Origin of the sequence: Achromobacter sp. UMC71, assembly GCF_014170305.1 — a bacterium.
In the GTDB taxonomy this organism is placed as follows: Bacteria; Pseudomonadota; Gammaproteobacteria; order Burkholderiales; family Burkholderiaceae_B; genus Achromobacter.
The window spans coordinates 102,302-115,948 of record NZ_LZZT01000006.1 but is presented as its reverse complement, the minus strand read 5'-3'; the positions used below and the strand labels follow the sequence as shown (position 1 = coordinate 115,948).

The window sequence follows — 13,647 nt, the reverse complement described above, 5'->3', positions numbered from 1 at the left end:
ACACCCGCTATGAACCCGAAACCATTGTCAGATTCTGCCCACATCTCCGGCGCCGAAAGCGCCGCATATCAAGCCGGTGAACGCAACCGGCGTCGCATTCTCGGTGACGCCTGGGTAGATCGGTCAAAGGCCTCACGCAATGCGTTCACGGCCGATTTCCAGGACCTGATCACGCGCCATGCCTGGAACGACATCTGGGGCCGTCCCGCCCTGGGTGACAAGACACGGCGCTACCTGGTGTTGGCAATGATGCTGGGCACCCACGCCTATGACGAATTCATGCTGCACGTGCGCGCGGCGTTGGACGGCCCCGAAGCATCCCGCCTTTCGCCCGATGACGTTAAGGAGATCATCTTGATGGCGGCCATATATTGCGGCGTGCCGGTAGCCAATCACGCATTCGGTCTGGTCGCGGCCTTGTTGCGCGAGAGAAGCTTGATCGATGGCCCCGCCGGCGCTGCGCGCCCATCGCGGGGATGAACTCCCTTCATTGACCCATGGAGACTTCGATGAAAACCGCAATCACCTCCCTGACGCAGCGGATTGCCGCTGCCAGCCTGTCGGCGCGAGACTGGAACAGCCATCCCGCCTATCTCTACGAGGGCTACCGCTCGACCGCCAAGCGCGGGCCGCGACAACCCCTGGTGCCATTGAAAGCGGCCCTGGGCGAGCTGCGTCAGCCTGTCTACGGCCATGATTGTATCGGCGAGTTCGACCATGACCTGACCCGCAACGCCCGCCGCAATGGCGATCCCATCGGTGAACGCATGGTGCTCGCAGGTCAAGTGTTGGATGACCGCCGCCGCCCGGTGCGCAATACGCTTGTGGAAATCTGGCAAGCCAACGCTGCCGGCCGCTACGTGCACAAGGCCGATCAACACGATGCGCCACTGGATCTCAACTTCCTGGGAGCGGGAAGATGCATGACCGACGGCGAAGGGCGCTATCGCTTCCTGACGATCAAGCCGGGCGCCTACCCGTGGGGCAATCACCCCAACGCCTGGCGCCCGCAGCATATCCACATCTCCCTGTTCGGTCAGTGCTTCGGCAGCCGCCTGGTCACGCAGATGTACTTTCCCGGCGACCCGCTGCTGCCGTACGACCCCATGTACACCGGTACGCCGCCGGCTGCGCGCAGCCGGCTGGTCGCGGATTTCAGCCTGGACCTTACGCAGGAAGGCTATGCCCTGGGCTATCGCTTTGACATTGTGTTGCGCGGCGCCGGCGAAACCCCGTTTGAGAATCAGTGAGGCATGCCCATGATGCACGGACTTGAAGACAATTTTGGACAGACCCCATCGCAGACGGTGGGCCCGTACTTCGCCTACGGTCTGGCGGCCGCGCAGTACGGCTACGACTTCAACCAGCCCTACGACAGCGTAGTGGCCCTGCGCCATGCGCAGGGTGAACGCATCCGGCTGGAAGGCCGGGTGCTGGACGGCGACGGCGTCGCCGTGTCGGATGCGCTGGTCGAGATCTGGCAAGTGGACGGCGACGGCGCATATCCACGCAACGCCGAAGACGCGTTAAATAGCGGCTTTCGCGGCATCGGCCGCAGCGGCACAGGCACCGATGCACAACTGCGATACAGCTTCGACACCGTAAAGCCCGGCGCTCAATCCGCGGACGAGGCCCCCCACATCGACATGATCGTCACCATGCGCGGACTGCTCTTGCATGTGTTCACACGCGTCTACTTTGATGATGAGACACAGGCCAATGCTGGCGACGCGATACTGAACGCCGTGCCCCTCGAGCGCCGCCATACCCTGATCGCCCGGCGCGTGCAGAAAGGCAATGAGGTAACGTACCAGTTCGACGTGCATATGCAGGGCGCGGACGAGACCGTCTTCTTCGACCTTTGATTCCCAAGATATTGGACTGAAGCGAGTCTTCATGGAAAAGCCCTAGATTTAGGGCTTTTCCACAAATAAATGAGTTTTTACTCACTTATTTTACTTGGCGACAACACAGGCCCGGACCGCACATTTTCCCGCGCAATCCGATTGCTCGCCAGCGACTTGGCATAGACCGAATCCGGCCGGATACGCTGCGCAATGACAAAGCCGGTAATGCAGGCCAGCATCAATGGCAGCATCACTTCATAGCTCAACGTCATCTCGAAGATCATCAAGATCGACATGAGCGGCGCATAGGTTGTGGCGGCCAGTAGCGCCCCCATGCCCACCACGGCGTAGCTCGACACCGCCGACAGATCACCCGCGGGGAACAGGGCGTGCAGGCCAGAACCGTATAGGGCGCCCACCGCGGCCCCCACGAACAGCGTAGGCGTGAAGACGCCGCCAATCGCACCCGAGCCCACGCTGGCGCCAGTCGCCACGATCTTGAACAACAAGACCGCCGCGACGGCCTGCCAGGCCCATTCACTGTGCAGCATGCTGTTGACCACGCTGTAGCCGTTGCCCCAGACCTCGGGCTTGAACACCGACAAGGCGCCCACCACTATGCCGCCGGCCGCCATCCTGGCCCACAACGGCAGCGGCATGCGCCGAAACAGCGCTTTTGACGTGTCCAGGAATCGCAGGAATTGCGGCGCGACCAGGCCGGCGATCAACCCCAGCCCCAAGTAATTGACGACTTCCCAACCGGATACGAACTCAAACGGCGGCATGTGGAACACCGCGTCGTAGTGCAGGATCTGGCGCGTGACGATATTGGCCACCACCGAAGACACCACCAGCGGCACCAGCGTGGCCGACGAAATGGCGCCGTAGACGATTTCGGAAATGAACAGCGCGCCGGCAATCGGCGCGTTGTAGGCCGCGGTGATCCCCGCCGTGGCGCCGCAGGCCACCAGCAGGCGCAGATGACGAGGGGGCAACACCAGGTAGCGCCCCGACAACGACGAGAACATCGCCGCCAGCTGCACCATCGGGCCTTCGCGACCGATCGACGCCCCCGAACCAATTGAAAACAAAGAAGAAATACTGCGCGCCACGGTCTGCCGGAAGCCGATCACGCCTCGTCCGATAGAGATCGCTTCCATATAGTCGGCCGCGCCGCGCCGAGGTAGGCGCGCGGCGGCCCATTGCAGGATCACGCCAGCGATCGCCCCGCCCACGGCGGGTAGCAGGAATCGCTCCCAAGGCGCCAGGCCACGCGCCAGCGACACCATGCCGTGCGGTTCGTCGGCCCCGCCCAGCAACATCTGGATTGCGCCCAGCAGTTCGCGAAATATCACCGTGGCCAGCGCGCCGGCCAGTCCCATCAGGGCCGCGGCGCACAGCGTCGCGGGCAAATTGTCGGCGAGCAAACGGCCTCTCAGCCAGGTCGCCCAAGCCGGTTTCTTGATTCGGATTTGTCGTGCCATGGCCGGATTCTACGGCGGAAAGCTGCTCATTTTTTGTTCAGCAGAACGTCAACCGGAGCAGGGACTCCACCCCTCGCGGGGCCGATTTTCGAGGCGCATCCAGGGGCCTTTAAAGGGCTGGAAAGGGGCGAAAACCAGGGTAGGCAACGGGCTGTTTTTCGGGGTAAAAGTGCCGCTTCCTACCCTCGTCTCCAGAAAGAGGCCTGTGGATAACTCCTAAGGCGGCAGGTTGTGCACATTGTGTGGAGGCAAGTTGAACAAGCAGGGGTTTTGGACCTCGCCCGAAATCTTGTCCAACTTCGGCTTTTTTCCCACACAGAGTTCTTGCACAGCCAAAAACGCTCGCAAGCTCATGAAAAAGAACAGGTTTCCAAGGTTAAGGTAGTTATCCACAGGCCTTATTAATCATTAGTCTTTATATAAAGAGAAATACAGGGAAAAGACAAACATGCTTTCTCCTAGCTCCCAGCCACGCCCCCCCGGACTCCGTCCATGCGCATCCTCCTGATAGAAGACGAAGCTGAACTTGCTCGCTGGTTGGCCAGAAGCCTGGCCCGACATGCGGGCTTCGTGGTGGAGTGGGCGGATGACGGACTGGTTGCCGAAAGAAGACTGGCCGTCGAAGAATTCGATGCCGTCGTGCTCGACTTGGGACTGCCGGGCATGGATGGCCATACTTTGCTGGCGAAGATTCGCGCGCGGGACGACCGTACGCCGGTGCTGGTCTTGACCGCGCGCGATTCACTGGCCGAAAAAATCGGGACGCTTCACCAAGGGGCGGACGATTTCCTGCCGAAACCCTTTGTTGTGGAAGAGTTGGAAGCGCGTTTGATCGCGCTCGTGCGACGCAGCCGTGGCCGCGAACATCCGCGGCTGACCCTGGGAAACCTGGTTTTCGAAACTTCCGCGCAAAAATTCACGGTCTCCGGACAGCCTTTGCAGTTATCCCCACGTGAACATTCGGTCTTGCGAGTACTGATCCAGAAAAGCGGCGAACCCATCAACAAGCAGCAGATCCTCGATCGCATCGTGACCGACGATGCCGACATCAACCTCGAAGCCATCGAAGTACTTGTGCACAGGTTGCGCAAAAAATTGACGGAAACAGGCGTGCAGATCACGACCATGCGAGGCATGGGCTACTGCCTGGAGAACGCTGTTGACAACTAGTTTTCCAAAAAAAAGGGCGATTTCCGGGAAAAAAAACCGCACCCGCACCCTGAAAACCCAGCTGCTGTGGTGGCTGATTCCGACTTTGGTCCTGGTGATGATGGGCGCGTTGTGGCTGTCGAACCACCAGTTGCGCAACCAGGTCGACATTGCCTATGACCGGTCGCTCGCCGGCGCGCTGCGCGCGATCGACCACAACATATCCACAGCCAGCGGTGGATTAGCCATGGAGCAGCCGTACCTGATGCTGGAATTTTTCGAGCTGACGGCCAATGGCAGCGTGTTCTACCGGGTAGCGACCGAAGACGGGCTGGCCGAAATCGGCCATCCCGGGCTACCCATGCCGACCCAGCCCCTGGTTTCTGGCGAACCGCAGTTTTTCTACGCGACCTACCTGGGTGCCCCGGTAAGGGTCGCCGCCCTGGCGCGGACGATGGACCCGCCGCTGTACGCGAATAAAGGGGGACGGGTTATAGTTCAAGTCGCCGAAGGGCTGGAAAGCCGCCAGGCGTTCCTGCACCAGGTCCTGGTGCGTTCGGTCGAGCGCGACCTGGCCGTGATTCTCATCAGCGTTTTGGTGATCGTCCTGGGCGTTTTCATGGCCCTGCGTCCCCTGGCCCGGTTGCGGCAGGACCTGGAAAGGCGTCCTGCAGACGATTTAAGCCCCGTCAGCGCGTCCGACCTGCCAGGTGAGGTCCTACCCCTGGTCGGCGCCGTAAACCTCCACATGGCCCGCTACGCGGCCCAGGCGAGGGTCCAGAGCCAGTTCCTGGACGATGCCTCGCACCAATTGCGCACGCCGTTGTCGGTCTTGCGGACGCAAACCGCCTATGCCTTGCGCGAAACATGCCCCCAGGAGGTCCGTACAGCCCTTCTGGCGATGCAGGAGGGCCTGGACAGGGCGGTACGCACCACCAACCAGATGCTGGCGCTGGCGCGCGCCAAGGACGCTTCCGTGGCCGAAGGCGGTTTCGTCCCGGAACCGGTCGACCTGGCCGAACTGGCGGACGGGGTGATCCGCAACCTGTTGCCCACCGCCCGGGCCCGTCAGCTGGACATCGGCCTGGAGGCCGAGCAAGGGCCGGTCACGGTCGACGGCGCCGACTGGCTGCTACGCGAGGCGGTCGGCAATCTGGTCGACAACGCCATCCGCTACACCTCGCCCGGCGGCGTGGTCACCGTGTCGGTCACCCGGCAAGGCAACCAGGCCCGCCTGGCCGTGGAAGACAGCGGCCCTGGCATGTCAGCCGAGGACATTGCCCGCGCCGGCGTGCGCTTTCGACGCGGCGCCGCGGGCAAGAACAAGCCGGGCGCCGGCCTGGGGCTGGCTATCGTCGGCACCATCGCCGAGGTCCTGGGGGCCCGCCTGGTGCTGGAGAACCGCGCTCCGTTGCCCGGCTTGCGCGCATCCCTGGTGTTTTCCCTGGAATCGGCCGCCAATGTTGCGGCGCATCAGGAAAATGGCAATTTTTGAAAGGTGTTAGAAAGCTTCGGTTTTGTACGGTTGCATCCGCTGGACCCGCCTTGCTGCATGCCACCGGGGTAGCCAGCCATACCTAGACCTATAAATCTCGGAGACACAAGAATGCAGACCAGCTTGAAGCTGCGCCTGGCCGCCGTCGCGGCGCTGGGCGCGATCACCCTGTCCCTGGGCGCTGCCCACGCCGCCGACGAACCGCGCCGCCCGGAATGCATCGCACCGGCCCAGCCCGGCGGCGGCTTCGACCTGACCTGCCGCCTGGCCACCGAAGGCTTGAAGCAAAGCGGCGCGCTTAAAAGCGCCATGCGCATCGTCTACATGCCTGGCGGCATCGGCGCGGTGGCCTACAACAATATCGTGGCGCAGCACCCCAACGAGCCCGGCACCATCGTGGCCTTCTCGGGCGGTTCGCTGCTGAACCTGGCGCAGGGCAAGTTCGGCAAGTACAACGTCAACGACGTGCGCTGGCTGGCTGCCATCGGCACCGACTACGGCGTGGCGGTGGTGCGCAACGACTCGCCCTACACCGATCTGAAGGGCCTGATGGAAGCCTTCAAGCAGGATCCGACCAAGATCGTGCTGGGCGCTGGCGGCACCGTGGGCAGCCAGGACTGGATGAAGGCCGCGCTGACCGCCAAGGCGGCCGGCGTGGATTTCAAGAAGATGCGGTTCGTGGCCTTTGAAGGTGGCGGCGAGGCTGTCACGGCGCTGCGCGGCGGCCATATCCAGGCCTACATGGGCGACGCCGCCGAAGCCTTCACCATGCTGGAAGGCGGTGCGCCGATTCGCGTGCTGGCGGTGTTCAACGACCAGCGCCTGCCGGGCAAGCTGGGCACCGTGCCCACCGCCAAGGAACAGGGCTACGACATCGTCTGGCCCATCATCCGCGGCTTCTATGTGGGGCCGAAGGTATCCGACGCCGACTACCAGTTCTGGGTCACGGCGTTCAAGCGCGTTACCGACGCGCCCGAGTTCGCCAAGCTGCGCGAACAGCAGGGGCTGTTTCCCTTTAACAAGATGGGCGCCGAGCTGGACGAGTACGTGAAGCTGCAGGTCAAGCAATACGCCGAACTGGCCGACACCTTCGGCCTGGTCAAGAAATAAGCCGATAGGTCTTCCATTCGACCACGCGCGGCATGCGCGCCCCCATTGCCGCCGGCCATGCCCGCGGCCGGGGACGGCCTGCGCCGCGCGGTCCCTCTACCAACGGAAAGCTGATCATGAACGATCGAATCCTGGGCATCGCTGCGCTTGCGCTGGCGGCCTTCATGACCTGGGCAGGGTGGGGCATCGAAGCGCCCTTTGCCTATGAACCGGTGGGCCCGCGCGCCTTCCCGTTGCTGCTGGCCCTGATCATCGGCCTGTGCGGCTTGCGGCTGGCGTACAAGGGCGGCAACCACGTCGAGCCCAATCCCGCCGGCGCCAACGTGCGCATCGTGATGATGGTGCTGTTCGCCGCAGCCTACGCCTTCCTGTTCCAGTGGCTGGGCTTCATCCTTGCCACCGCGTTGATGACGGTGTTTGTCGGCCGCCTGTTCGGCGGCGGCTGGGTCAAGTGCGCGATAGGCGGCGTCGTCATGAGCGCTTTCTTCTACGTGCTGTTCGACAAGGTGCTGGACGTGGTCCTGCCCGGCGGACTGCTGGAGAACCTGATATGAGCGGAATTCTTGATCATCTGGCGATCGGCTTTGGCGTTGCGTTCTCGTGGACCAACATCCTGGTGGCGGCGATCGGCTCGTTTTTCGGCACCATGGTGGGCGTGCTGCCCGGACTGGGGCCGATCAACGGCGTCGCAATGCTGATCCCGATCGCGTTCGCGATGAACCTGCCGCCCGAGACCGCGCTGATCCTGTTGGCGGCGGTGTACGTGGGCGCGGAATATGGCGGCCGCATCACGTCGATCCTGCTCAACGTGCCGGGCGAAGCCAGCGCCATCATGACCACGCTGGACGGCTATCCGCTGGCTCGCCAGGGGCTGGCGAACGTGGCGTTGTCGCTATCGGCGTGGTCGGCGTTCTTCGGCGCGCTGGTGTCGGTGGTCGGCATCATCCTGCTGGCGCCGATGTTGGCGAGATGGGCATTGGCATTCGGTCCCGCCGAATACTTCGTGCTGATGATCTTCGCGTTCTGCTGCTTGACCAGCCTGCTTGGAAAGCAGCCGGTCAAGGGCGTGCTGGCGGCGATGATCGGCCTGTCGATTTCGGTGATCGGCGTGGATGCGAACTCAGGGGTATACCGCTATACCTTCGAGTCCGTGCACCTGGCCGACGGCATCGATTTCGTGGTGGTGGTGATCGCGTTGTTCGCCGTCAGCGAGATGCTGGAAATGCTGGAAAAAGTGATGGCCGGGCATAGCCTTGAGGTCAAGCCCAGCGGTCGCAAGCTCTTCAATCTGAAAGAGCTTGCGTTCACCTGGTGGAGCGTGGTGCGCAGCGCCTTCGTCGGTTTCGGCGTGGGCGTGTTGCCGGGCGCCGGCGCCAGCGTGGCCGCCGCGGTGGCGTACTCGCAGGAAAAGCGCATCATCGAAGCCAAGGACCCGGACGCCAAGTTCGGCCGCGGCGACATGCGCGGCCTGGTCGCGCCGGAAGCGGCCGCCACGGCCTCGGCCATCGGCTCGTTCGTGCCGATGCTGACGTTGGGCGTGCCGGGCTCGGGCACCACCGCGGTGATGATGGGCGCGCTTACGCTCTACAACATCACGCCGGGCCCGGTACTGTTCGAATCGAAGCCGGAACTGGTATGGGGGCTGATCGCATCGCTGTTCGTGGCCAACGTGCTGCTGTTCATCATGAACGTGCCGATGGTGCGCGTGTTCTCGAAGGTGCTGTCGGTGCCTGCCTGGTTGATGGTGCCGGGCATCCTGTGCATCAGCTATATCGGCGTGTACGCCATCAACTCGGGCACATTCGACCTGCTGCTGGTCGTGGGCATCGGCACGCTGGGTTATCTGCTGCGCAAGTTCGGCGTACCGATGGCGCCGTTGGTGCTGGGGGTGGTGCTGGGCAACATGATGGAGCAGAACCTGCGTCGTGCCTTGTCGATCACGGACGGCAACGTGTCGGTGCTGTTCGGCAGCCCCGTTGCGATCACGCTGTGGACCGCCGCCGCTCCCGTGGTGATCGTGCCGCAGGTTCTTCGCCGGATGCGCCGGGCCAAGCAAGTTGCCGCCGAGCCGGTGTGATGTTTTTCGCGGACAGGTTTGCGGGTTGACGCCCGTAAGCCTGCCGCGCAATCCCGCACCGGCTATTGCATGGGAGCGCTACGGCGCTCCTTTTTTTACGGTCAGTCGGGATTGTCTAGGCTGGACGAAAAAAAGCCCCTTGCGGGGCTTTTCCGTGCCGTGCCGGCGCCGTCAGACTTGCGCCAGACGTTCGAGTGCCGCGTCCAGCGTGGCGTCTTTCTTGGCGAAGCAGAAACGCACGATGCGATGGTTCGATTCGGCGGCATCGGGCCGCTGGTAGAACGCGGAAACCGGAATCACCGTCACGCCATGGCGCACCGTCAGGTCACGCGCGAAGTCGGCTTCGCTCTGCTTGGAAATTTCGCTGTAGTCGGCCAGCAGAAAGAACGTGCCGGGGCTGGGCAGCGGCTTGAAGCGCGTCTTGGCCAGGCCTTGCGACAGACGGTCGCGCTTGGCCTGGTAGAACGCGGGCAGGTCCAGGTAAGGCTTGGGATCGCGCATGAATTCGGCCAGCGCGAACTGCATCGGCGAGGGCACCGTGAACACCATGAATTGGTGCACCTTGCGCAGTTCGGCGCTCAGTTGTCGCGGCGCGCAGCAGTAGCCGATCTTCCAGCCAGTGGTGTGATAAGTCTTGCCGAACGAGGAAATGACAAAGGCGTGCTCGGCCAGAAGCGGGCGGCGCGCCACGCTGGCGTGCGGCTTGCCATCGAACACGATGTGTTCGTAGACCTCGTCGGATACCAGCAGCACGCCGGTATCGTGAACGATGGCTTCCAGCGCATCCAGATCGCTGTCGTCCAGCACGGCGCCGGTCGGATTGTGGGGGAAGTTCAGCATCAACAGGCGTGTCTTGGACGTGATGGCGTCGCGCACGCGTTGCCAGTCGATGCGGTAGTAGGGATCATCGGTGGTGGGCGCGCGCAGGGGCACGGGCACGGCCGTGCCGCCGGCCAGGCGGATGGCGGGCAAGTACGAGTCGTAGCAGGGCTCGATGACCACGACTTCATCGCCACTGTTGACGGCGGCCAGCACGGTTGCCATCAGCGCCTCGGTGGCGCCGCTGGTGACGGTGATCTCGGTTTCGGGGTCGTAGGCGCGGCCGTACAGCGCCTGGGTCTTGGCGGCGATGGCCTCGCGCAGCGGGGCCACGCCGGGCATGTAGGGATACTGGTTATGGCCGTCGGCCATGGCCTTGCTGACCAGCGCGCAGAGCGCCGGATCCGGATCGAAATCCGGAAAGCCCTGGCCCAGGTTGATGGCCTTGTGCTCGATGGCCAGGCGGCTCATCACGGTGAAGATGGTGGTGCCGACGTCGGGAAGTTTTGATCGGATCATGGTGGACGCGAAGGTGAACACTAGGTATGCACGAGAGTTTTCGTAAGTATCCCACTAACTCATAATTCCGGTTTCTCATGAGCTTATGGCGTGGACGGTGTCGTGGTGCAGAACATGTTGTTGAGGGTCTTCGGCGGTTTGCTGATCGCGTTGGCGGGAGCATTGCTGGCGGTATGGGCGCATATCCCGCTGCCCTGGATGCTGGGGGCGCTACTGCTGACGGCGGCGGTGCGGATTGGCGGCCTGCGTACGGTATGTCCCAGGCCCGCACGCAACGCGGGGCAATGGGTCATCGGCACGTCGCTGGGCCTGTACTTCACGCCGCAGGTGATCGGGCACATCGGCTCCAACGCCGGGCCGATCATCGTTGGCATGCTTTTCGCGTTGGGGCTGGCGTTCATCGGCACCGCCATCCTGCGGCGTTGCACCGATGCCGATTTCAAGACCGCATGGTTCTCGAGCGCCATGGGTGGCGCCAGCGAGATGGCCAGCCTGGCGGAGCGCCATGGCGCGCGCATCGACCGCGTCGCCACCGCGCACAGCGTGCGCGTGCTGATGGTGGTATTGACGGTACCTTTCATTTTCCAATGGTGGGGCGTGGCGGGTATCGATCCAACCGTGCCGGGGCCTCGCACCGTGCATGGCGCAGGCCTCGCGGCGTTGGTGGGCTTGACCTGTATCGGTGGCTTGTTCTTCATGAAGCTGCGGCTGCCCAATCCGTGGGTGTTGGGGCCGATGCTGGTGGCCATGCTCCTGACCAGCAACAGTATCGAGCTATCGGCGTTGCCGGACTTCGTGCCGAAGATAGGCCAGTTGTTTATAGGGTGGTCGCTGGGCGACCGCTACCGGCCGGATTTCTTCCGTGCGGCGCCGCGATTCATCGCTGCCGTGGCGGTGTTCACGGTGATTGCACTGGCTCTGGCATTCGGCCTGGGCGCGCTGTTGTCGCTATGGTCGGCGGCGCCTATTCCGACGCTGATCCTGGGCACGACGCCGGGCGGCATCGCAGAGATGGCGATCACGGCAAAGGTGCTGCAGCTGGGCGTTCCGGTGGTCACGGCCTTTCATGTGACGCGCATGGTTTTCGTGGTGATCGTGACCGGGCCGATGTACACATTTCTGGCGCGGAGGCAGGCTAATTCCGCATGACGGTATTGAGCTTCCAGTCAGAAAAATACGACATTGGGGTAAACAACTATATGAGTCTGTAATGTCGGATGAGTATGCTGATTCCGCAGTTGATTCAAGCAGCGCGCGGACTCGTTCTGCTGCTTTTGCGGCATGCGAGAACGCAGCAGCAACGCAGGTATCCCTACCGGTCGTTCAGTTCTCACGGCGTCCTTGATTCATTGCATTTCGAGTTAATTACAGGACGCTAGGAAAATGGCTCAGAAGGGCAAAGTTAAGTGGTTCAACGCTGACAAGGGTTACGGTTTCATTACGCCGGACACCGGCGGTACCGATGTTTTCGCACACTTTTCCGCCATCCAGGGCCGCGGCTATCGCAGCCTGAACGAAGGGCAGGAAGTCGAATTCGAAGTCAAGGATGGTCCGAAAGGACCTCAAGCGGCCGAAATTCGCCCGCTCTAAATCGGGAAATCCCAATTTCCCGTCCGCCAGGTTGAACCTGGCTACAACGCCCCAGAACCTCACGGTCTGGGGCGTTGTTTCATTCCGGCCAGGCGACGATTTTCTTCCACCGATTACCCAAAGTTAGTGATTACTAACATATCCTCTAACCTTGGATAAGTTTGTGGATAATTATTTTTGGGCATGTGTATCTGGTTGCTCAGTAATGAAGCAACCTTGGTTTTGAAATCCCGGTTTTGCACATTTTTCGATGCGTTCGGAATCGAATTCACGGCGTTTGGCTTGCCGTCGCTGGCGGCAGGCTGACGACCTGGTGTTTCATGAAAAACATGGCTTTTCCCTAGGGAAACCATGTGGTTACGTCATTTCGGCTGGCCAGTTTTCTTGCCGTCGCTGGAGATTCTTATGCGATTTTCTCCAGACGCTGAGTACTTTTCAGCGCGTCGGGGACGCGGTTGTTCACAAAGATATCCCCATCCCGGTTATGCACAGAATTACGCCTTGAATGTTCGAATGGAGGGTGCTCAACCTGTGGATAGAAATGGGGAAAGCCATCCGGGATGGCTCTGGTTGCGCTTTCAAACGTCTTCCATTCCCGGCCGCTGAGGCCATGATGCGGCCATTGTCGATTTCACGTGAAAGCGAGATTCTCGCAAGATTTGGACTCCGCGACTTTTCCACAACCTTTGTACGCGTCGACTCCGCCAAAAGGATGATGGCGTTGGCTTTGTGGGGCAGGCAAGATGATTGTTGGATCAAACGGTTCGCGGCGACTTGTGCACAAGGGGCGGACGTGATCTCGACCTGGATAACCTTGGGGATAAGTGCCGCGTCCACTTGAGCTGGCAATTAAGCCGCGATTGGACTTTTTGATCACATCGAAGTTCCCAGGGGTGGGCGTTGCATCCGTGATTTCTAGAGATATGCGCCGGAGGCGCGGGCGGATGATTTCAGTGACGGCCGAATCCAGCTTTAAGAAAGCTTATTGAATCGATAGCGGCGACTTATCCACACTTTTTTCCACCGATGTTCGACTGCTGGAGTTCGTTCGGTTGCGGTCGCGACGCCGGGCCGACGGCGCGCATCCCAGGACTGGCATGTCACGCCGTCCGATCCTGATTTCTCTATGTAGACGTTGCCAATTTGGGCATTTTCCTGAATCTGGGTAATTGGCTTCACCCGCTCTTGAACGTGCGGAAGCAAAGGTGTTTTCGCCAGCGTCTGGCTTGCTGTCCTTCAAGTTATCCCCAAAGTTGTTCCACGTGAAACGGACTCTCCACGCGCCCCGGGGTTGCGGCTGAGGTTGTTGATAAATCGATGTGTTCGGATCCGAGGTGTTCGGCGGTGCGGCGCGATGGGATGCAGTTACTGCTGGCAGAATGCCGGGATTTTGGTGCCCGTTGGAATGCTCTCGCGTTAGGGGTAGCCGGCGAATTGCGGGGACGCATTGAAATGGCACTCTCTCCATGCGCGCGTCTCGCCATATTCCTGATGGATGGAGCGGGTCTAGGAGGCTGGGTGTCGCGGGCTATATGTTTCAACCGAATGACCGGAGAC

General features: G+C 61.7%; 12 protein-coding genes. 10 read left to right on the top strand and 2 right to left on the bottom strand.

Going from position 1 to position 13,647, the window contains the following annotated elements; all coding sequences use genetic code 11:
• Nucleotides 1–9 precede the first annotated feature (9 nt).
• Genes A9974_RS02205 through pcaG form a run of 3 tightly spaced genes read left to right on the top strand, consistent with a single transcriptional unit; the run spans nt 10 to nt 1,865 of the window.
• The gene (locus A9974_RS02205; RefSeq protein WP_183002515.1) at nt 10–480 is read left to right on the top strand and encodes a carboxymuconolactone decarboxylase family protein; all 471 of its coding nucleotides are present in this window, start codon (nt 10–12) and stop codon (nt 478–480) included.
• Between the two features lie 29 nt (nt 481–509).
• Complete coding sequence (pcaH, locus tag A9974_RS02200) at nt 510–1,250, top strand: protocatechuate 3,4-dioxygenase subunit beta (protein WP_220805812.1); 741 nt, start codon at nt 510–512, stop codon at nt 1,248–1,250.
• 3 nt (nt 1,251–1,253) lie between these two features.
• The gene (pcaG, locus tag A9974_RS02195; protein ID WP_183002514.1) at nt 1,254–1,865 is read left to right on the top strand and encodes a protocatechuate 3,4-dioxygenase subunit alpha; all 612 of its coding nucleotides are present in this window, start codon (nt 1,254–1,256) and stop codon (nt 1,863–1,865) included.
• 77 nt (nt 1,866–1,942) lie between these two features.
• On the opposite strand, the gene A9974_RS02190 is transcribed toward pcaG, so the two are convergent.
• On the bottom strand, nt 1,943–3,331 hold the full coding sequence (locus tag A9974_RS02190) for a ClcB-like voltage-gated chloride channel protein (RefSeq protein ID WP_183002513.1): 1,389 nt from the start codon (nt 3,329–3,331) through the stop codon (nt 1,943–1,945).
• 492 nt (nt 3,332–3,823) lie between these two features.
• Between A9974_RS02190 and A9974_RS02185 the strand changes: the two genes are divergently transcribed.
• From A9974_RS02185 to A9974_RS02165, 5 genes are all read left to right on the top strand, one after another.
• Nucleotides 3,824–4,501 (top strand): response regulator, encoded by a 678-nt coding sequence (locus tag A9974_RS02185; protein ID WP_183002512.1) that lies wholly within the window; start codon nt 3,824–3,826, stop codon nt 4,499–4,501.
• A gap of 97 nt (nt 4,502–4,598) precedes the next feature.
• Nucleotides 4,599–5,975: a sensor histidine kinase gene (locus A9974_RS02180; protein WP_183002567.1), complete on the top strand. Its 1,377-nt coding sequence runs from the start codon at nt 4,599–4,601 to the stop codon at nt 5,973–5,975.
• A 111-nt stretch (nt 5,976–6,086) separates the two neighbouring features.
• A complete protein-coding gene (locus tag A9974_RS02175) occupies nt 6,087–7,085 on the top strand; it encodes a tripartite tricarboxylate transporter substrate binding protein (protein WP_183002511.1) in 999 nt (332 codons plus the stop codon).
• Between the two features lie 116 nt (nt 7,086–7,201).
• Nucleotides 7,202–7,639, top strand: a complete 438-nt coding sequence (locus A9974_RS02170) for a tripartite tricarboxylate transporter TctB family protein (RefSeq protein WP_183002510.1) — start codon at nt 7,202–7,204, stop codon at nt 7,637–7,639.
• A complete protein-coding gene (locus tag A9974_RS02165; protein WP_183002509.1) occupies nt 7,636–9,162 on the top strand; it encodes a tripartite tricarboxylate transporter permease in 1,527 nt (508 codons plus the stop codon). Before A9974_RS02170 ends, A9974_RS02165 begins: the two co-directional genes overlap by 4 nt.
• A 171-nt stretch (nt 9,163–9,333) precedes the next feature.
• Here A9974_RS02165 and A9974_RS02160 read toward each other — a convergent pair whose 3' ends face one another.
• Nucleotides 9,334–10,500: a pyridoxal phosphate-dependent aminotransferase gene (locus A9974_RS02160; RefSeq protein ID WP_183002508.1), complete on the bottom strand. Its 1,167-nt coding sequence runs from the start codon at nt 10,498–10,500 to the stop codon at nt 9,334–9,336.
• A 114-nt stretch (nt 10,501–10,614) separates the two neighbouring features.
• Here A9974_RS02160 and A9974_RS02155 point away from each other — a divergent pair, with 114 nt between their 5' ends.
• Nucleotides 10,615–11,649, top strand: a complete 1,035-nt coding sequence (locus A9974_RS02155; protein WP_183002507.1) for an AbrB family transcriptional regulator — start codon at nt 10,615–10,617, stop codon at nt 11,647–11,649.
• A gap of 234 nt (nt 11,650–11,883) precedes the next feature.
• On the top strand, nt 11,884–12,090 hold the full coding sequence (locus A9974_RS02150; protein ID WP_025140381.1) for a cold-shock protein: 207 nt from the start codon (nt 11,884–11,886) through the stop codon (nt 12,088–12,090).
• Nucleotides 12,091–13,647 lie beyond the last annotated feature (1,557 nt).

What these genes read in the sequence shown, in the direction of transcription:
- A9974_RS02205 (WP_183002515.1), top strand. Translation starts at nt 10, where the DNA reads ATGAACCCGAAACCATTGTCAGATTCTGCCCACATCTCCGGCGCCGAA.
- pcaH (WP_220805812.1), top strand. Translation starts at nt 510, where the DNA reads ATGAAAACCGCAATCACCTCCCTGACGCAGCGGATTGCCGCTGCCAGC.
- pcaG (WP_183002514.1), top strand. Translation starts at nt 1,254, where the DNA reads ATGCCCATGATGCACGGACTTGAAGACAATTTTGGACAGACCCCATCG.
- A9974_RS02190 (WP_183002513.1), bottom strand. Translation starts at nt 3,331, where the DNA reads ATGGCACGACAAATCCGAATCAAGAAACCGGCTTGGGCGACCTGGCTG.
- A9974_RS02185 (WP_183002512.1), top strand. Translation starts at nt 3,824, where the DNA reads ATGCGCATCCTCCTGATAGAAGACGAAGCTGAACTTGCTCGCTGGTTG.
- A9974_RS02180 (WP_183002567.1), top strand. Translation starts at nt 4,599, where the DNA reads ATGATGGGCGCGTTGTGGCTGTCGAACCACCAGTTGCGCAACCAGGTC.
- A9974_RS02175 (WP_183002511.1), top strand. Translation starts at nt 6,087, where the DNA reads ATGCAGACCAGCTTGAAGCTGCGCCTGGCCGCCGTCGCGGCGCTGGGC.
- A9974_RS02170 (WP_183002510.1), top strand. Translation starts at nt 7,202, where the DNA reads ATGAACGATCGAATCCTGGGCATCGCTGCGCTTGCGCTGGCGGCCTTC.
- A9974_RS02165 (WP_183002509.1), top strand. Translation starts at nt 7,636, where the DNA reads ATGAGCGGAATTCTTGATCATCTGGCGATCGGCTTTGGCGTTGCGTTC.
- A9974_RS02160 (WP_183002508.1), bottom strand. Translation starts at nt 10,500, where the DNA reads ATGATCCGATCAAAACTTCCCGACGTCGGCACCACCATCTTCACCGTG.
- A9974_RS02155 (WP_183002507.1), top strand. Translation starts at nt 10,615, where the DNA reads ATGTTGTTGAGGGTCTTCGGCGGTTTGCTGATCGCGTTGGCGGGAGCA.
- A9974_RS02150 (WP_025140381.1), top strand. Translation starts at nt 11,884, where the DNA reads ATGGCTCAGAAGGGCAAAGTTAAGTGGTTCAACGCTGACAAGGGTTAC.